The organism is Aliivibrio sp. A6 (genome assembly GCF_028765505.1).
GTDB lineage: Bacteria > Pseudomonadota > Gammaproteobacteria > Enterobacterales > Vibrionaceae > Aliivibrio > Aliivibrio finisterrensis_A.
The window spans coordinates 239,379-259,561 of the sequence record NZ_JARACR010000002.1 but is presented as its reverse complement, the minus strand read 5'-3'; the positions used below and the strand labels follow the sequence as shown (position 1 = coordinate 259,561).

General features: G+C 38.5%; 11 protein-coding genes and 1 riboswitch. Of the genes, 6 read left to right on the top strand and 5 right to left on the bottom strand.

Features of this window, described 5'->3' with window-relative positions; translation table 11 throughout:
- Positions 1 to 523: 523 nt before the first annotated feature.
- On the bottom strand, positions 524 to 1,801 hold the full coding sequence (locus PVK70_RS02310; protein WP_130046952.1) for a cation:proton antiporter: 1,278 nt from the start codon (positions 1,799 to 1,801) through the stop codon (positions 524 to 526).
- A gap of 180 nt (positions 1,802 to 1,981) precedes the next feature.
- On the opposite strand from PVK70_RS02310, the gene metH reads away from it, so the two are divergent.
- Positions 1,982 to 5,662, top strand: coding sequence for a methionine synthase (gene metH / locus PVK70_RS02305; RefSeq protein WP_130046951.1), 3,681 nt, complete (start codon positions 1,982 to 1,984; stop codon positions 5,660 to 5,662).
- Positions 5,663 to 5,963: 301 nt separating this feature from the next.
- Here the strand turns inward: metH and lysC are convergent, their stop codons facing one another.
- Complete coding sequence (gene lysC / locus PVK70_RS02300; protein ID WP_130046950.1) at positions 5,964 to 7,313, bottom strand: lysine-sensitive aspartokinase 3; 1,350 nt, start codon at positions 7,311 to 7,313, stop codon at positions 5,964 to 5,966.
- A gap of 65 nt (positions 7,314 to 7,378) precedes the next feature.
- Positions 7,379 to 7,551, bottom strand: a riboswitch (Lysine riboswitch).
- A gap of 215 nt (positions 7,552 to 7,766) precedes the next feature.
- On the opposite strand from lysC, the gene PVK70_RS02295 reads away from it, so the two are divergent.
- Positions 7,767 to 8,876: a pyridoxal-phosphate-dependent aminotransferase family protein gene (locus tag PVK70_RS02295; protein ID WP_130046962.1), complete on the top strand. Its 1,110-nt coding sequence runs from the start codon at positions 7,767 to 7,769 to the stop codon at positions 8,874 to 8,876.
- A gap of 61 nt (positions 8,877 to 8,937) precedes the next feature.
- On the opposite strand, the gene PVK70_RS02290 is transcribed toward PVK70_RS02295, so the two are convergent.
- The 3 genes from PVK70_RS02290 to galU form a co-directional block, all read right to left on the bottom strand.
- Positions 8,938 to 10,692: a PglL family O-oligosaccharyltransferase gene (locus PVK70_RS02290; RefSeq protein WP_130046949.1), complete on the bottom strand. Its 1,755-nt coding sequence runs from the start codon at positions 10,690 to 10,692 to the stop codon at positions 8,938 to 8,940.
- A 99-nt stretch (positions 10,693 to 10,791) separates the two neighbouring features.
- The gene (uvrA, locus tag PVK70_RS02285) at positions 10,792 to 13,617 is read right to left on the bottom strand and encodes an excinuclease ABC subunit UvrA (protein ID WP_130046948.1); all 2,826 of its coding nucleotides are present in this window, start codon (positions 13,615 to 13,617) and stop codon (positions 10,792 to 10,794) included.
- Positions 13,618 to 13,793: 176 nt separating this feature from the next.
- Positions 13,794 to 14,663 carry a UTP--glucose-1-phosphate uridylyltransferase GalU gene (gene galU, locus PVK70_RS02280; protein ID WP_274441256.1) on the bottom strand — a complete coding sequence of 290 codons (870 nt, stop codon included), beginning with the start codon at positions 14,661 to 14,663 and terminating at the stop codon, positions 13,794 to 13,796.
- Between the two features lie 506 nt (positions 14,664 to 15,169).
- Here galU and PVK70_RS02275 point away from each other — a divergent pair.
- From PVK70_RS02275 to gspM, 4 genes are all read left to right on the top strand, one after another.
- Positions 15,170 to 15,709, top strand: coding sequence for a single-stranded DNA-binding protein (locus PVK70_RS02275; protein WP_130046947.1), 540 nt, complete (start codon positions 15,170 to 15,172; stop codon positions 15,707 to 15,709).
- Positions 15,710 to 15,986: 277 nt separating this feature from the next.
- Entirely contained in the window at positions 15,987 to 17,966 is a 1,980-nt protein-coding gene (csrD, locus tag PVK70_RS02270) for an RNase E specificity factor CsrD (protein WP_130046946.1), read from the top strand.
- 129 nt (positions 17,967 to 18,095) lie between these two features.
- The gene (locus PVK70_RS02265) at positions 18,096 to 19,544 is read left to right on the top strand and encodes an MSHA biogenesis protein MshI (RefSeq protein ID WP_242504728.1); all 1,449 of its coding nucleotides are present in this window, start codon (positions 18,096 to 18,098) and stop codon (positions 19,542 to 19,544) included.
- On the top strand, positions 19,544 to 20,182 hold the full coding sequence (gspM, locus tag PVK70_RS02260; RefSeq protein WP_130046944.1) for a type II secretion system protein GspM: 639 nt from the start codon (positions 19,544 to 19,546) through the stop codon (positions 20,180 to 20,182). Before PVK70_RS02265 ends, gspM begins: the two co-directional genes overlap by 1 nt.
- The last annotated feature ends 1 nt before the right edge of the window (position 20,183 follow it).

Genomic DNA, 20,183 nt, shown 5'->3' with positions numbered 1-20,183 from the left:
GGGGGTCGCGGGTTCGAGTCCCGTCCACTCCGCCACTATACTAAAAAAGCCCTAATCGAAAGATTAGGGCTTTTTTACGTCTGAATAAAAGTAAAATGATGCAGAATAGACACTGCGGAGTGGCAGTTCAAGTTCAGTTGGTTAGACTTTCTATTGGAGAGCTTAGCGGCCAGCCACGCTGGGGGACGTGTCGCTCTTAAGGTTAATAGAAAGTCCCGTTAACGTAATCACTTATTTGAAAAAGCCCTAATCGAAAGATTAGGGCTTTTTTACGCCTGAATAAAAGTAAAATGATGCAGAATAGACATCGCGAAGTGGTAGTTCAGTTGGTTAGGCTTTCTATTGGAGAGCTTAGCGGTCAGTCACGCTGGGGGCGTGTCGCTCTCAAGGTTAATAGAAAGTCCCGTTAACGTAGCCGCTATATTGGAAAAGCTCAGACAGAAGGTTAGGAAGATTATTGTATAGGTATAAAAAATGGAGATACATAAAATGCATCTCCACTAATATTTGCTAGCGATAGAGGTTAAGTATCTTTTTCTAATTTTTTTGCTTTTTCAATCATTGCTGTAATGGTAGAACCTTGAACTAAAATAGAGAAGACAACGACTGAATAAGTCATAACAAGTATGATTTCTCGTACGTCTATATTCTTCTCTGGGATAACTAAAATACCAGCAGGGATAGCTAGAGCCATCGCTAAGGCTAAACCTCCTCTAAGTCCACCCCAGGTTAATATATTTACAGATAATGGGTTATAGGTTCTAAATCGCTTAAAGCTAATATAAGACAAAAAGACACTTAAGTAGCGACTTGCTAGTACTAGTGGAATAGATATTGCCATTAATACCCAGTCTTCTTGATGGAATTGAAACAGAAGCATCGACATACCGATAAGAAGAAATAATACACCATTTAAGAATTCATCAACCAACTCCCAGAAGTGATCTAGATGGTCTTCACTTTCTTTTGAAAAACCAATATAACGTGTCCAGTTACCAATCATAATTCCAGATACAACCATTGCTAATGGACCTGAAACTTCAAGGATACCAGCAAAGGCATAACCCGATGTTGGAATACCTATAGTTAATAATAATTCCATTGAATGGTCATTTGTAGAGCTTATTAGATAATGAAAAATTAGACCTAAAACAAACCCATAAATAATACCGCCAATAGCTTCTTGTAAAAATAATGCAGTGACACTACCGACTGTTGGCGCTTCTGAGCCAAAAGCAATCGTAAATAGTGTTACGAAGATAACTAAGCCAAAACCATCATTAAATAACGATTCACCTTCGATTTGAGTTGAAATACGTTGTGGAGCATTCAGCTTTTTTACAATAGCGAGAACAGCAATAGGATCAGTTGGGGAGATAAGGGAGCCAAATAATAAGCAGTAGATTAAATCAAGATTAATACCAATGAGATTGCATATTCCCCATAACGCAAAACCAATAAAGAAGGTTGAAAATAGCGTAGCCCCTAAAGCAAGTACAGTTATCTCCCATTTTTGATCTTTCAGGTTTTGTAATTTGATTCCTAGCCCACCGGCAAATAATAAGAAGCCAAGTATTCCATTTAATAGGAAGTCTTCAAAATCTATCTCAGTTAAAGTTTCGGTTGCCACTTCTCTTAGGTTAAACCAATCATTTTGCCCCGCGATGATGATCCCTAGTGATAACATCATTGAACCTGCAGTGATAGCGATCGTAGTTTGCATTTTTCCTATCTTGCTATTAATAAAAGCAATTAGCATAGCAGCAGCTGCTAAAAAACAGAGTGTGTTATACACAGACATGGTTAACCTCTAAATATGTTATTAATGTAACAAAATGTGATTAAGGTCATTTTCCGCTCTATTTGATAAATATCAAACTTTATTTCTAATTTGTAGAAATAAATCCATTTTGGACGTCTAGATTCCTATTCTATGTGTGATAGGATTGTAAACGAAACGTATTATGGATGAGGCAGTACCGTGGCAGGAAGCAATAAAAAAACTCAAATAGAACAACAGTTATTAAAACGTATTCTTTTGATAGATGGTGGTATGGGTACCATGATCCAAGAGTATAAGTTTGAAGAGCAAGATTATCGTGGAGAGCGCTTTAGTGATTGGCATTGTGATTTAAAAGGTAACAATGACCTTTTAGTGCTTTCTCGTCCTCAAATTATCAGGGATATTCATTCTGCTTATTTAGAAGCGGGTGCTGATATTTTAGAAACGAATACCTTTAACTCAACAACAATCGCAATGGCTGACTATGATATGGAAAGCCTGAGCGAAGAAATGAACTTCGAAGCTGCAAGGTTAGCAAGAGAAGTCGCTGATGAGTGGACATTAAAAACACCACATAAACCGCGTTATGTTGCAGGTGTTTTAGGTCCTACAAACCGAACATGTTCTATCTCCCCTGATGTAAATGACCCAGGCTATCGAAATGTTTCTTTTGATGAATTAGTTGAAGCCTATTCTGAATCCACTCGAGCCTTAATTAGAGGTGGTTCTGATTTAATTCTTATCGAAACTATCTTTGATACCTTGAATGCAAAAGCCTGTTCTTTTGCCGTAGAATCCGTTTTTGAAGAAATGGGTATAACATTACCAGTAATGATCTCAGGTACGATAACCGATGCATCAGGGCGAACTTTATCTGGTCAAACAACCGAAGCGTTCTACAATGCTTTACGTCATGTTAAACCAATCTCATTCGGTTTAAACTGTGCGTTGGGGCCTGATGAGTTACGTGAGTATGTGAGTGAGCTATCTCGTATTTCAGAATGCAGCGTGTCTGCACACCCTAATGCCGGTTTACCTAACGCCTTTGGTGAATATGACCTCTCTCCAGAGGAAATGGCAGAGCATGTAAAGGAATGGGCTGAAAGTGGTTTCCTAAATTTGATTGGTGGTTGTTGTGGTACAACACCTGAGCATATCCGCCAAATGGCACAAGTGGTTGAAGGTGTTAAACCCCGTCAATTACCGACACTTCCTGTTGCTTGTCGTTTATCGGGTTTAGAGCCACTAACTATTGAAAAAGACTCTCTTTTTGTAAATGTCGGTGAAAGAACCAATGTTACCGGCTCTGCTCGCTTTAAACGTTTAATTAAAGAAGAGCTATATGATGAAGCATTGAGTGTTGCTCGTGAGCAAGTAGAAAACGGAGCTCAAATCATCGATATCAATATGGATGAAGGGATGCTTGATGCTGAAGCGTGTATGGTTAAATTCTTAAACCTGTGTGCTTCAGAACCTGAGATATCTAAAGTTCCTGTAATGGTTGATTCTTCTAAATGGGAAGTTATCGAAGCTGGACTTAAATGTATTCAAGGCAAGGGTATTGTTAACTCAATATCGCTTAAAGAAGGTAAAGAAAAATTCTTACAACAAGCTAAGCTAATCCGTCGCTATGGTGCTGCTGTGATTGTGATGGCTTTTGATGAAGTCGGCCAAGCGGATACGCGTGAGCGAAAAATAGAAATATGTACTAACGCTTATAACATCTTAGTAGATGAAATTGGTTTCCCACCAGAAGACATTATTTTTGACCCAAACATCTTTGCTGTTGCAACGGGGATCGATGAGCATAATAACTACGCTGTTGATTTTATTGAAGCCGTAGCTGATATAAAAAGAACGCTTCCCCATGCCATGATTTCAGGTGGCGTATCTAACGTATCATTCTCATTCCGAGGTAATAATTACGTACGTGAAGCTATTCACGCCGTGTTCTTATATCACTGTTTTAAGAACGGTATGGATATGGGTATCGTAAATGCAGGCCAATTAGAAATTTACGATAATGTACCTGAAGATTTACGTGAAGCGGTAGAAGATGTCGTACTTAACCGTCGTAATGATTCAACAGAACGCTTACTTGATATGGCAACAGAATATCTAGAACGAGCGGTCGGAAAGGTTGAAGATAAATCGGCTTTAGAATGGAGAACATGGTCAGTAGAAAAACGCCTTGAACATTCTTTAGTGAAGGGAATAACTGACTTCATTGTTGAAGATACAGAAGAAGCACGAGTCAATGCAGCTCGCCCTATTGAAGTGATCGAAGGTCCTTTAATGGACGGCATGAACGTCGTGGGTGATTTATTTGGTGAAGGGAAAATGTTCCTTCCTCAAGTGGTTAAGTCTGCGCGAGTGATGAAACAAGCCGTAGCGCATTTAGAACCTTTTATTAATGCCACGAAAGATGTCGGTTCAACCAATGGCAAAATCTTATTAGCAACGGTGAAAGGTGACGTACACGATATCGGCAAGAATATCGTTGGGGTTGTTCTTCAATGTAATAACTATGAGATCATTGATCTTGGCGTGATGGTTTCTTGTGAGAAAATTCTAAAAGTTGCGAAAGAAGAGAACGTCGATATTATTGGACTTTCTGGTCTTATTACCCCATCACTTGATGAGATGGTTCATGTGGCTAAAGAGATGGAGCGTCAAGGCTTTGATTTGCCACTTTTAATTGGTGGAGCAACAACCTCTAAAGCACATACTGCCGTTAAGATAGAACAAAATTACTCTCAGCCTGTGGTTTATGTTAACAACGCTTCTCGTGCGGTTGGCGTATGTACCTCATTACTTTCTGATGAATTGAAACCTGCATTTGTTGAAAAATTAGATTTAGATTACGAGCGTGTACGTGATCAACATAATCGTAAAACACCACGAACAAAACCCGTTTCACTAGAAAGAGCGCGAGCAAACAAAGTCGATATTGATTGGGTAAACTACACGCCTCCAGTACCTGTAAAGCCGGGTGTACATATTATTGATGATATGGATGTTGCGACGTTACGCCAATATATTGATTGGACTCCTTTCTTTATGACATGGTCTTTAATGGGCAAATACCCTGCAATTTTAGAGCATGAAGAGGTGGGTGAAGAAGCGAAGCGTTTATATAAAGACGCGAATGATCTATTGGATCGTGTAGAAAAAGAAGGCTTACTAAAAGCGCGAGGAATGTGTGCTCTTTTTCCTGCCAACAGTGTTGATGATGATATTGAAGTGTATACCGATGAATCACGTACTGAGGTATTGAAAGTACTACATAATTTACGTCAACAAACAGAAAAACCAAAAGGGTTTAACTATTGTTTATCTGATTATATCGCACCGAAAAAGAGCGGAAAGGCCGATTGGGTAGGTGGCTTTGCTGTGACTGGTGGCATTGGTGAAAGAGAGCTTGCAGACGACTATAAAGCCAAAGGTGATGATTATAATGCCATTATGATCCAAGCCGTTGCTGACCGTTTAGCTGAAGCGTTTGCCGAGTATTTGCATAAAGAAGTACGTAAAGATATTTGGGGCTATTCTCCAGATGAAGACCTTTCAAATGATGATCTTATCCGTGAAAAGTATCAAGGTATTCGTCCTGCACCTGGATATCCAGCTTGTCCTGAGCATACAGAAAAAGGGACATTGTGGGAGTTGATGGATGTTGAAGAAGCAATAGGAATGTCGTTGACTTCTAGCTACGCTATGTGGCCGGGAGCCTCTGTTTCTGGTATGTATTTCTCTCATCCTGATTCTCGTTATTTTGCGATAGCTCAGATCCAAAAAGATCAGGCAGAGAGTTACGCGGAAAGAAAAGGCTGGGACATGTTAGAGACTGAAAAATGGTTAGGTCCAAATTTAAACTAATTTCTTTTTAAATTTAAAATAAAAAAATCCCATTAATAAATCTATTAATGGGATTTTTAGTTTATACACTTGATATCTATTCAAGTGTAATACCATTCTGGATAAATAGTTGATCAGATAATTGCGTAGGAAAAATCGATTAGAGCAAGGCATAAATTACAGTAACTAGTGGTTCTAATTACACCTAATTTTTGCAAGAGAAAGGTATAACGCAGATATAATCGATTTTAACAAGCAAGAATGATCAAATACTTATGTAGATTGGTATAAATGGTCAGGTCCTTATTTAAATTAGTTCTATTTATTCAAATAACTCTTTATGTAGAACTTGAACTGCACGTTTTGAGTCTGATTCATTTAATAAAAAGCATAAATTATGTTGGCTTGCACCATAACAAATCATACGTAAATTGAAATCCTCTAAAGTACCGAATACTTGTTTAGCTGAGCCTTTAGAGTGACTCATTTGATTACCAATGAGCGCAACTAAGCACAAATTGTGTTCTATTTCGATTGTGCAAAGTTCTTCAAGTTCTTGCTGTGCTTCTGGTGGCAATTCAGGTGCTTTGCCATTGGTGTTTGTTTGATCAAGAGTGAGAGCAACACTGACTTCGGAAGTTGTAATTAAATCTACAGATATTTGGTATTTTGCCAAAATTTCAAACACTTCGGCAAGGAAACCGTAAGCATGAAACATATTTGGGCTATGTAATGTCACCATGGTTTGATTGCAGCGTAGGGTTAGCGCTCTAAATAGTGGAGAGCTATTTACCTGTTGTTTAATCCATGTGCCGCCTTTTTCTGGTTCTTTTGATGAACCAACAAATACCGGAATTTGATGGCGAAGTGCTGGCAATAGGGTTGATGGGTGCAATATTTTAGCCCCATAATTTGCCATTTCAGAGGCTTCGCTGAAACTGATTTCAGGGATTGGTGAGGCAGCAGAGGCAATACGTGGGTCGGTTGTATAAATACCCGGAACATCGGTCCAAATCTCTAATCCACATGCATTCACTGATTCTGCAATCAAAGCGGCACTGTAATCACTGCCTCCTCGACCTAATGTTGTTGTACTCCCTTGGCTATCTGAGCCAATAAAGCCCTGCGTTACAACGATATGTTTTTGACATAGAGGTATCAGTTTTTCTCGAGCTAAACGAGTAATTTCTTCAAGTTGAGGTTCACCTTTACCAAATTTTGAATCGGTGCGTAGTACGGTTCGAATATCAAAGCGAACCGCAGAATTTCCACGTTCAATCAATAGTTGAGTAAAAAGGTGGGTAGACATTAACTCACCACACGCGACAAGGTGGTCAGTAAGTTTATCGCTAGGTTGGAAAGTCGCAGCGTCAGCCGTTTTTTCTATATCATCAAGGATTTCAAGAATGGCTTTTTCAGGGTAAATGGGATCGGAAAGTTGGTCTAATACTGAAAAATGTATGGACTTGAGTTCAGAGAGGATTACTTTTTTTCTTTGGTTATCTTGTGTGCCATTTGCGAGTTCAACTAAAAGATTAGTGACTCCGGAGCAAGCACTGATAACGACAAGGTGAGTATTTTGGTTCTGTTCTATGACATAAGCGCTGCGGCTCATTGCTTCAAAATTTGCAACACTTGTTCCGCCAAATTTAGCAACATTTATAGGGTTCACTTTCCTGTCTCCCGACTACATCCAATGTGGAAATAAATGTGAAGAGTCATAGCAAAAAATAAATAGCTGCTAGAAGCTCTCCACTTAAAATTAAGTGGCAATCGTAAGGATTCAGCCTGTACGATCGATAATCTTTTCCCAATCAAGATTATCTCGGCACTGCTCTCCCTCACTTATTTGTTTGGGAGTTTGGGCTCCACAAATAAAGCTACCTAGGCAGTGCTCCTCTTCTGTGTATGTTTTATATAACAAAACATATGTTAACAATGTGCTTTTTTATGAAACAAATGTCAATCAATAGTAATGTATTTATTTGTATTTCTCCGATTTAAAGTAAATATAAGTGTTTTATGGCTATTTTCTATAGTTAAGTCACTCTAATTACTTCGTCTAATTGAGTTTAATTATTATTGTGTCTATTCTTTAAACACCCTATATTTCAAGGAGTGAATGATGCAAAGTTTTATCCCACCAAAAAGAACCCTTATGGGACCTGGACCTTCTGATATATCGCCACAAGTATTGCAGGCATTAAGTCGCCCAACGATTGGTCACTTAGATCCTCTATTCATTAAAATGATGGATGAAGTAAAAGAGCTACTTAAGTATGCATTTCAAACAAAAAATGAGTTTACCATTGCGGTTTCTGCACCAGGAAGTGCAGGAATGGAAACTTGTTTTGTTAATCTCGTGGAAGAAGGCGAAAAAGTTTTAGTCTGTCGTAATGGTGTTTTTGGCGAGCGTATGCGTCAGAATGTTGAGCGATGTGGTGGAACTGCGATTGTTATCGATGATAAATGGGGTGAGCCAGTTTCACTAAATAAAGTTGAAGAGGCTTTACTGCAACATGCAGATATTAAGATCGTCGCTTTTGTGCATGCAGAGACATCAACTGGTGTATTAAGTGATGCAGAATCCATTTCAACTCTTGCGCGTCAACATGGCTGCTTAACTATTGTTGATGCAGTAACGTCGTTAGGTGGTGTACCATTACTCGTTGATAAGTGGCAATTAGATGCGGTTTATTCTGGCTCTCAAAAATGTTTATCTTGTACTCCTGGTTTATCTCCTGTGACGTTTTCTAAGCGAGCAGTCGATAAGATGAAATCAAGAACTAAAGCTGTGCAAAGCTGGTTCTTAGATCAAAGCTTAGTCCTGTCTTATTGGAGTGGTGAAGGAAAACGAAGTTATCACCATACTGCGCCTGTAAATAGTTTGTATGCATTGCACGAATCATTGTTGATGCTTAAAAATGAAGGATTAGAAGCCGCGTGGAGTCGACATGCATTTTATCATCAAGAATTAAAAGAAGGATTAGAATCGCTAGGTATTCAGTTTATGGTTGATGAAGCATATCGTTTACCACAGCTTAATGCCGTTTATATTCCAGAAGGTGTTAGCGATGTAGAAGTTAGAAGTCGATTACTGAATGAGTATAATTTAGAAATTGGCGCAGGGCTGGGCGATTTAGCCGGAAAGACTTGGCGTATTGGTTTGATGGGGTATGCAGCTAAAAAAGAAAATGTCGCATTATGTTTAAAAGCATTATCTGACGTTCTTTAGGTTACAAATACAAAAGCCGCTAAAAACGTAGCGGCTTTTTACTGTGTCTTTATTTATGATTTTATTTTTGACGTAACTTTTCGTCGAGTTGTACCAATTCAAATTTGTTATTTGGAAAGAGAAAAATGGCTTCTCTTCTAATATCTTCTGCTCTTTTTTCTTCGCCTAAAGCTTGATAAGCAATGATTAGGTTTTGATAAAAGGCTGGTCTTGGCTTGGTTTTAATCAGTTCTTTTGACCAAGTAATATAAGGCGTGATCAGTTCTGGTTTTTTATTCATTATCCCAATGGATAGTTGAGCAGATAACACATCCCAATTAAATCTGTCTTCCCAAATCACAGGATTAGTTACTTGATTTAAAATATCAGGGTTCATTGGTCGAGTCGTTTCAAATTTAGTTAAAACCCAATTCGTGTGAAGTGTTGAAAGCATATAAAAAGCAGTGACAATTGGCAGTACTAATGAGCTGACTCGTAATGTTATTTTACTGATATCACTAATGCGGTACTTTTTATATTTACAGCTTAGTTGATCTATCCAGAACAGAAGAATGATGAATGTAAACCAGTGCAGCATAGAGTGGTAAAATGGATACTCTAATTGACTATGAATAAAGATCGGAGCAATTAAAGCGAGCAAAGCAAATTGTGTATCTAGTTTGCTTTTTCGTATTTTGAGTAACACTCCTCCCGCGGCAATTAACAAACCTAATATTGCAACGATACCACCTTCTACGCCCCAGTATAATACTTCATTGTGAGGATGATCCATTGAAGGCAACCCAGGTTTATAGCTTGATGAAATTTGGTGTTGTTTTGCTGTATATAGGGTGTAATCAGCCTCGAAATTACCATAACCATAACCGGTAATCGGCTTTTCTAAAAACATGTCTAGAGCTTGTGGAAAGGTATATCGTCTCGGACTTTCTAGATCCGCTTTTTGACTAATTAATGATACTTTAGATAAATTATCTTGAGATAAGTTAAATAAAACAAAGCTACCACTAAAACCAATAATTAACGCTAATACCCAAGAAAAGAAACGTTGTTTTGTACAATATTTCCACATGTATGGCGTTAATAAAATAAGGCTGAAAACCGTCGCTAGCCAACCTGTACGAGACGCTAATACGACGATCAGTGGTAAGGTAAATAAGATCGTTGCATAAAGTAGAGTGAGTGCAATAACATTTTCACGGTATTTAATTGGTTGTCGAGCAAGGAAGTAAGAGGCGATAGCTAGCCCTGTCGCTAGAAAACTTGCCATTACATTGGGTTGTTGAAAAATACCGTAAGGGCGATTTGCTATAACGTTATAACCCAAGCTGTTCCCTTCCTTTAGAAAAAGGTATTGGATATAGCCAAAAACTGCTTCGATTAACACTGAACCGATAATACACCACAAGAGCCACTGCTTCTGTTTATTTGAAAAGGCGAATTGTTGCAGAGTAATGAAGAAAAGTAACCCAGCCCATAAACCTAAAAACTTCCCTAAAGCTAATTGAGGAGAGGCATCGTGATAGAACAGAGGAAGGGAAAGTAAGCTAACAGCGAACAATAAAACCAGAGTTAAGGTCGAATATTTAATTAGTCCCTGTTTTGCTGTATGAAATAAGGCAATTGCGATTGCAATACTTGCAGGGATCCAAGAGGCGGCATTGAATGCTAGGTGTAGCCCTGAACCTCCAGGGTTGGGTTGGAAAAAATGAGCACAAACAAAGAAAAGAACACTTAAGCTGAATAGATAGGATTTAGTTAATGGTTTTTTAATCTTTCTAGCTTCTAATAATGTTCCTTGAGTGAGTAGCGTTGCCATGTTTCATTAATTCCTTATTACGAGCATGAGAATAAAAGTAAAGCCAACAAAATGCTGGCTTTATTCTATCTGATCCAAGCAATAAAAGGCTTAATTTTATTACTTTAGCATTGGTTTTAAGAAGCGTGCCGTATGAGACCCCTCAACTAATGCAACATCTTCAGGTGTTCCCTCTGCGATGATCTCTCCGCCTCCTTGTCCACCTTCTGGCCCCAAGTCGATAATCCAGTCAGCAGTTTTAACGACATCAAGGTTATGTTCGATCACGACAATGGTATTGCCTCGCTCACGTAAGCGATGCAAGACGTTCAATAGTTGCTGAATATCGTGAAAATGCAGACCTGTTGTCGGCTCATCTAGAATATAAAGCGTTTTCCCTGTATCTCGCTTTGATAGTTCACGAGCTAGTTTAACCCGTTGAGCTTCACCACCAGATAGTGTCGTCGCAGCTTGCCCTAAACGAATATAAGACAGCCCTACATCCATTAAGGTTTGTAGCTTTCTAGCGATAACAGGTACTGGTTCAAAGAAAGAGTGAGCATCTTCAATCGTCATTTGAAGAACTTCATCAATACTCTTGCCTTTGTATTTTACCTCTAGTGTTTCGCGATTATATCGTTTACCTGTACATACATCACATGGTACATAAACATCAGGTAAGAAATGCATTTCTACTTTGATGACACCATCACCTTGGCACGCTTCACAGCGACCGCCGCGAACGTTAAAGCTAAAGCGGCCTGGTTTATAACCACGAGATCGAGATTCAGGCGTTCCAGAAAACAGCTCACGAATTGGAGTGAAAATACCAGTATAAGTCGCAGGGTTTGAGCGAGGTGTTCGGCCTATTGGGCTTTGATCTATGTCGATAACTTTATCAAAATGCTCGATCCCTTTGATCTTCTTATAGGGTGCTGGCTCTGATGTCGTCGCGCCATTTAATTGGGTATGAGCAATTTTAAAGAAGGTATCGTTAATCAGTGTAGATTTACCTGAACCAGAAACCCCTGTCACACAAGTAAAAAGACCGACAGGTAATTTTAATGTCACGTTTTTTAGGTTGTTGCCTGTCGCGCCAATTAACTCAACCTGTTTTTTCGGATCGGCTTTGATGCGCTCTTTAGGTATCGCGATTTCTTTAGCACCACTTAAGTATTGGCCTGTTAGTGAATTTGGGTTCGAAATAATAGCTTGGTAATCACCTTCAGCCACAATATACCCACCATGAATCCCTGCCCCGGGGCCAATATCAATAATATGGTCGGCGCTTCTGATCGCGTCCTCGTCATGCTCCACCACAATGACGGTATTACCAAGATCACGAAGGTGATTAAGGGTTTTTAATAGGCGTTCATTGTCTCGTTGATGAAGACCGATAGAAGGTTCATCAAGAACGTACATAACACCAACTAAACCGGCACCAATTTGGCTTGCTAAGCGGATGCGCTGTGCTTCACCACCAGAAAGGGTATCAGCACTACGTGATAAATTAAGGTAATTTAAACCAACATTGATAAGGAAATGCAGCCGTTCATTAATCTCCTTCATTACTTTATCTGCTATTTGAGCTTTTTGTCCTTTTAGCTCTAGTGAACTAAAAAAGGCCATTGAATCTTGAATACTCATCTCACAGATTTCAGGTAATGTTGTGTCACCAACAAATACATTACGAGCTTCTAAACGTAAGCGAGTACCGTGACAACTTGAACATGATTGAGTTGAAATGTACTTTGATAGGTCGTCACGCACAGAGCTTGATTCTGTTTCTTTATAACGACGATCAAGCGTATTTAGTATTCCTTCAAAAGGATGACGTTTAACACGAAGATCTCCGCGATCATTACTGTATTGAAATTCAATTTCTTCTGAACCAGAGCCATTAAGAATGATGCTTTGGAATTTTTTTGATAGTGATTTAAATGGTGCGAAAAGATCAAATCCGTAATGCTTGGCTAATGAACCTAACATTTGGAAGTAATAATAGTTTTTTTGATCCCAACCTTTGATCGCTCCTTCAGCAATACTTAATTTATTATCTAGAACAATGCGGTCGGCATCGAAATATTGTTGAACGCCTAGACCATCACAAGTACCACAAGCCCCTGCTGGATTATTGAATGAGAAGAGGCGTGGCTCAAGCTCTGACATGCTGTAACCACAATGTGGACATGCAAAGTTAGCTGAGAAAATCAGAGGTTCGTTTTTGGTATCATCCATATAATCGACAACCGCAATACCACCTGTCAGTTCCAAAGCGGTTTCAAAAGATTCAGCAAGGCGCTGTTTTAGATCATCTCTAACTTTAAAACGATCAACAACCACTTCTATGGTGTGTTTTTTATGAAGTTCCAACGTTGGTGGATCGGATAAATCACACACTTCGCCATCAATACGAGCACGAATAAACCCTTGGGCAGCTAAATTTTCTAAGGTTTTAACATGCTCACCTTTACGCTCTTTCACAATTGGAGCCAATAGCATGAGTTTTGTGCCTTCTGGCAACTCTAACGCTTTATCAACCATTTGACTGATGGTTTGTGCGGTTAGTTCGACATGATGTTCAGGACAGCGAGGTTCACCAATACGAGCATACAAAAGACGTAAATAATCGTAAATCTCAGTAATTGTTCCGACAGTAGAGCGAGGGTTATGAGATGTTGATTTTTGTTCGATAGAAATAGCAGGAGATAGGCCTTCAATGTGGTCAACATCTGGCTTTTCCATTAATGATAAGAACTGACGAGCGTATGCAGATAAAGACTCTACATAGCGTCGCTGACCTTCTGCATACAAAGTATCAAAGGCCAAAGAGGATTTTCCTGAACCAGATAACCCTGTAATAACGGTTAGCTTATCTCTTGGGATAGTTAAACTAATGTCTTTTAGGTTATGGGTTCTTGCCCCTCTAACTTCAATTTTATCCATGGAAATGTCTCTCTGCTTTAAAGAATAACTAGGATAAGTATTGCACAGAGTATCAAAACAACAAAGAGGTACTGGGTAAAAAAACAGTGGTTTTATTAAATTGGAGATAGTATCGGGGGAAATGAAAACGCCTTGAGATGTATCACAAGGCGTTTATATACTGGCATGTAGAGGTTTTACTTTTTACCTGTAGCCTGTTTTGCTAATTCTGAAGATTTTTTATCTTTTAAATAAACATTCTCGTAGCAGTAGTTAGTTGCTTCGATGTAACCTTCAACGCTACCACAGTCAAAACGCTTACCTTTAAATTTATAGGCAAGAACACAACCTGATTGAGCTTGTTTTAGTAGTGCATCCGTAATTTGGATTTCACCACCTTTACCTGGCTCTGTGGTTTCTAGAATCTCAAAAATATCAGGAGTTAAAATGTAGCGACCAATAATCGCAAGGTTACTTGGTGCAGTACCTGGTTCTGGTTTTTCAACCATGTTGTCTACACGATATAAATCGTCTTTGATCATTTCACCAGCAATTACGCCGTATTTGTGAGTTTCGTCGTCTGGCACTTCTTCTACTGCCACAATAGAGCAGCGGAATTGTTTATACAGCGCAACCATTTGAGAAAGAACACCTTGCTCTTCATTTACGCATAAATCATCAGCAAGTACTACTGCAAATGGTTCATCACCGACTAACTCACGGCCAGTAAGAATAGCATGACCTAAACCTTTCATTTCTCGTTGGCGGATATAGGTAAAGTTAGCCGCGTCGATCAGTTCGCGCACATCCTCCAGTAACTCTTCTTTATTTGTGCCACTAATTTGATGTTCTAGCTCGTAGTTTTTATCAAAATGGTCCATTAAAGAGTGCTTACCACGACCTGTTACAATACAGATCCCGTCCATACCAGCATTAATAGCTTCTTCTACACAATATTCAATCAGAGGTTTGTTTACCACTGGCATCATCTCTTTTGGCATTGATTTGGTTGCTGGTAAAAAGCGAGTGCCGTAGCCTGCGGCAGGGAAAAGACATTTTTTGATCATCACTGAGTCCTAGATAGACAATATTTTAAATTCGTTGAAAGCCCTTTGAGCCTCATCATTATGAATGCAGTTTAGCGATTAAACATAATGAAATGAAGCGCTTTGAGTAAAACAATCATCTCGTGTAGCCATTAATGCGATTCATCTATGAATATTAGTTAAAACTAGGCTTAATATTAAGACTGAGGTGCTGTTTTAACCCCATTCCACACACCAAATGAGGCATTATGGAAAATATGAATTCTAATGGTTGATTTGATTACGTACAAAGTAAGAATAGCGAAACGAATATACTAAGTATACCCATTGTAATTAAAAGAGTGATCTAAGCTTTTTAGCGGGGTAAGTTGTTAGAACTCTTTAACTGTGTCTCTATTTTAGGAGGTTATGAAATGGATTCCATCTTTAGGGGTATCAGAAATAACCTTGAACGTGTTAGACTGAAGACTACTGTATATATAACCGGGTGATATGAATATTCACCTCTAATCTATCTGGAGCAAACTATGGCCAGCCGTGGTATTAATAAAGTTATTCTTGTGGGTAACTTAGGGCAAGATCCTGAAATCCGTTACATGCCAAGTGGCGGTGCGGTAGCAAACATTACAATTGCAACGTCTGAATCATGGCGTGATAAAGCAACTGGTGAACAACGTGAAAAAACTGAATGGCATCGAGTTGCTTTATTCGGAAAATTAGCAGAAGTAGCTGGTGAATATTTACGTAAAGGCTCTCAAGTTTATGTTGAAGGCCAGCTTCAAACGCGTAAATGGCAAGATCAAAGTGGTCAAGACCGTTTTACTACAGAGGTTGTAGTTCAAGGTTTTAATGGCGTAATGCAGATGCTTGGTGGCCGTGGCCAAGGCGCACCTGCTGGTGGTCAACAGCAACAGCAAGGTAACTGGGGCCAGCCTCAACAGCCTGCTCAGCAGAATAATTTTGCACCTCAACAGCAACAACAAGCGCCTCAGCAGCAAGCTCAACAAGCACCTCAACCTCAATACAATGAGCCGCCAATGGATTTTGATGATGACATTCCGTTCTAGAACTTAAGAGTAATGTTGTTATAGATAGAAAAAGCCTCGAATTTAACGAGGCTTTTTTTATAATGAGTAATCTAATCAATCAGTGATATTTATTGTTAAGTCAGAAGTTTATTACTAATTTAGCGATTCATCATTCTGTTACTGAAGCTTCGTATCATAAAGAACTTAAGTAAGATATTTGTATTACATCTGAATACGGACTTAGAGATAGTTCAAAAATTTACATTTTAAATTGTGGCATGATTCAAAGCCAACTTTTTCAAGGAAGAAAAGTTTAATGAGAAAAACCCCTAGTTTACGGTTGAGTAACCGATTAATTTCGTTTGTAACATTAATGGTTTCAGCCGCTATTTTTATTTTATTTATTGGTGGGACGATCTCATTTAAGCAGATAGGTAATGAATATCTTGAGCACTATTTAATTGGTGTCGTTAATGTTGTTGATGAAGAGCTTCTTCAGCCAGAGGAAGCAAAATCAATGACTAAATGGCTACCTAAATTATTAAAGGCAAGCAGTGTAGTAAGCATGGAGCTATCTTCACCCACTGGCGTCGTTTACTCTTTTCAAACCTTAGCGGTTATGCCTGATGATAATTTACTATATCAAAAAACACTGCCTTTAGAGCTGAATAAAGGTTATTCCATTACTTTCAAATCCGTCCCTCCTTATAGTGCTTTTACTTATTCTTTAGGGGCGTTATTTTCAATTACAGCTGCGATTGCCGTAATTATCGTCTCATTATTGTGGGGGGTAGTTTGGTTAAGAAAACAACTGCATGGTTCAGAATTATTAGAAGAACGTGGGCGTATGCTACTGGCTGGAAAGCTAGATGATTACGCTATAGGTAATGAAGAAGAATGGCCAGCAACAGCAAGCTTGGCTCTTGATAACGTGATTGCTGAGCTGAAAGATGCAAGAAAGGAGCGTAGCCGTTTTGATACATTTATACGTACGCATACCTTCCTGGATCAACTTACAGGTTCGGCAAATCGAGTGTTATTTGACAGTAAGTTAGAGTCAACTCTGCAAGAATCAGAAAGCCAAGGGGTTCTTTTATTATTACGTATTAATGGTTGGGAAGAATTAATTGAAGAAAGTGGAAAAGCAGTTGGAGATGAACTCATTGTCGAGATAGGCAAGCAATTAAACAATGTAATGCAACGCTACAGTGACAGTGTTCTTTCTCGCTATTATCAATCTGATTTTGCTCTTCTTATTCCACAGCAATCACTAAAAGAAGCAAAAGTTTTAGCTTCACAATGTTTAAAAGTGATAGAAAAAATTATTCCACCTAAAAGCCTAGATATTGATAATTGGTGCCATATTGGTGTCAGTATGTATGTGAGTGGGGAGAGGCGAGGTCGCTTGATGGATGAGCTTGATATGGCTCATCGTAGTGCATTATTACAAAATAATAATAGCTGGTCATTGTTTAAAAAACAGCAGCAACTAACTGAAAGTTTAGGAAGTGTGCGCTGGAGAAACTTGTTTGATGCTATTTTTTCTCAAGATCAATTAATTCTATATAAGCAATCAACATTCTTATTTGATGGTGCTGATCTTAATCCGCTTCATTTAGAGCTTTTTTCTCGAATTAAAGATGAGAATGGTGTGCAAATCAAGGCCTCTCGATTTCTACCTGCGATCGCACAAGTAGGGTATCAAATTAAGCTAGATGCTGCCGTGTTAAAACAAGTTTTCCCTTTACTTAGTGATCCTGAATTTTCGCAGCATTCTTTTTCTGTACACTTGCATGTTAAAAGTTTACAAAATTCAGGATTTATTAGGCAGTTACGAAATCGACTATTACAAACACCTCGAGCTCAACTGCAGCGGTTAAGTTTTGAGTTAGTTGAAGGGCAAGTAGTCACTTACTTAGATGCGGTAAGACCAGTAGCAAAGTTAATAAAAAGCTTTGGTTGTCAGTTAATTGTAGAGCAAGCTGGAAGGACAATAGTGAGCACTCACTATATTAAGGATTTAAACGTTGATTACATTAAATTGCACCGCAGTTTGATGAAGGATATCCCTCAACGATATGAAAACCAATTGTTTGTGAGAAGTTTATTAGGTGCTTGCGAAAATACAGGTTCGCAAGTTCTTGCTGTAGGTATTGAAAATAAAAAAGAATTAAAAGTAATAAAAGAGCTTGGTGTTGAAGGTGCTCAAGGGCGAATTTTTGAAGCAGAAACGGCCTTGTTCCATCATAAAGAAAAGCTATCAATACCTAAAAGAAGGAGTCGTTGGGAAAAGTAAGTTTTTCGTGTTTTATTAATTACAGCATATCAGAAAAGAATAGAATGTTGTATGATTGCGCGAATTGTGCTTTTTCTGAGAGCATTGTAAATAAAGTGAGAGATAAGAGACTAGCAGTAGATGAAGATAATGGATGCATTTAAAAAACTGAAGCTATCTCGTTCAGTCAATGTCACAGCATCAATTGTGATATTGCAAGGCGGTATTTACATTGCAAAAAGTGGTGGAAATAAAGCGCTTAAAGAGCAAGTTTTTATGCCTGTTAGTCAGCCCCAAGCGTGGAGAGATTCGCTTGTTAGCGCTTGCCAAAAGATGGGTTTATCTGACTGCTGTGTAAATATTGTCATCGGTTCTCATTTATATCAATCCTTTCAAATAGAAAACCCAAATATCCTTAAAGAAGAACTGCCAGGTGCATTGCCTTTTTTAGTGAAGGATTTAATTAGTGATAGAGTCTCTGATATCGTTGCTGATGGTGTAGATATTACCAACGGGAAAATGCAGGTTTATATTTCTCAGGTTTCAGTAATAGAAACGATTCTTGAGTTATTAAAACCACTTTCAATTCAGATATCTAACGTGACGCCTGATGAATTAGTGTGGAAATACGCTAAACCAGAACAAAATAGCTTCATGTTATTAAGTCACAGTGCTTCTGCTGAATTTAAGTTGCTTGCTTTTAATGAAGGTAATTTACATTTAAACCGTTCATTACGTGGTATTACAGCCCCATTAACTGGCGAACTATCTAATAGCTTTCAGCTTGATAGTTTAGCTTTGGAATTACAGCGTTCTTTAGATTACTTAAGTGCACAACTGCACGACGTTAATATTAATCACCTTTATTTCCGTTGTGATGATGAAGATGATGCTGAACTTTCTGCTGAACTACAAAAGCGTCTTGGTGTACAAGTCGCATCTTTATTGGTCGATGAGCCAAGAGTATTTCGCTCTGGTGAAGTACTAAGCTGGTTAGGGTTATTTAATAAGCCTGACATTAACTTATATAACGACAGACTGAAGCCTAAAGTCGATCACTTTACGTTACAAAATGTGATAATTAGTTGGGGAGTAGGTCTTGCTGTTGTAGGTATGATTACAGGCTATTATCAGTGGCAATTGAACCAGTTAGAAAGTCACTTCACTGTATTATCTTCGCAAGAGCAGAGTTATCAGCAAGAACTGGGTAACTTGAACAGTCAGATTGAAAGTCATAAACCATCCGCGGCAAAATTAGCAGCAATTAAGCGCTTACAGGAAGATATTGAATCTAAGAAGTCATCATTAAAAGTTATCGATAACTTTGATGAAGGAATGCAAATTGGTTATTCCGGTGTGATGAGTAGCTTAGCTCAGCTTGGTAAAGGGAATATATCGTTAACAAAAATTTATATTTCAGGAGAAGATGTAAATTTTGTTGGGTATGCTCGAACACCAGATGTGGTACCAAATTGGATACAGAGCTTTGAAAATGAATTGCATCTTATTGGTCGAACGTTTAATCAATTAGACATAAAAACCGATGAGAAAGGCTTGGTGTCGTTTGTTTTAAACACTAAAGCGACAGAGGAAAAATAATGGAGCATTGGATTAAAGCCAAAGATGCATTTTTTGCACTTTCACAACGAGAAAAAATACTTATTACTCTGGTTGGTTGGTTCGCGGTCATTTTTATCTCATTTAGTCTATTTATTGAGCCAGCGCTTGTTGCGAAGCAGAAGGCTGAGCGTGAAACTTATCAGGTAACTAATTCAATTACATCGTTAAAACAGCAAATTGAGTTAGCTCACTTTCGCTTACAAAAAGACCCAAATGTTGAAGTGGACAAGCAGTATCAAGATTTAACGTTACAAAGCCAAGATTTAGCTCAATTATTGTCTAATCGAGTTGCTGCATTGGTTTCTCCTACTCAGATGGCTCAGCTTTTAGAAACAGTATTACAGCAGTCGTCAAAATTAACCTTAATATCTATGAGTACGCAGCCTTCAGAGCGCTTACTTGATGAGAATAATAAGGCGGGTTATTACATTCATCCGGTTAAATTAGTGTTGTCAGGTAACTACTTTGATATAGAAACGTATCTATCAAGTTTAGAAGCGTTACCTGTTAAGTATTATTGGAGAAACTTCCGTTATGAAGTTAAGAAATACCCAACTGCAGAGCTAACGATTGAAGTATATACACTTGGTTCAAGTAAAGGATTTATCGGCGGTTAAT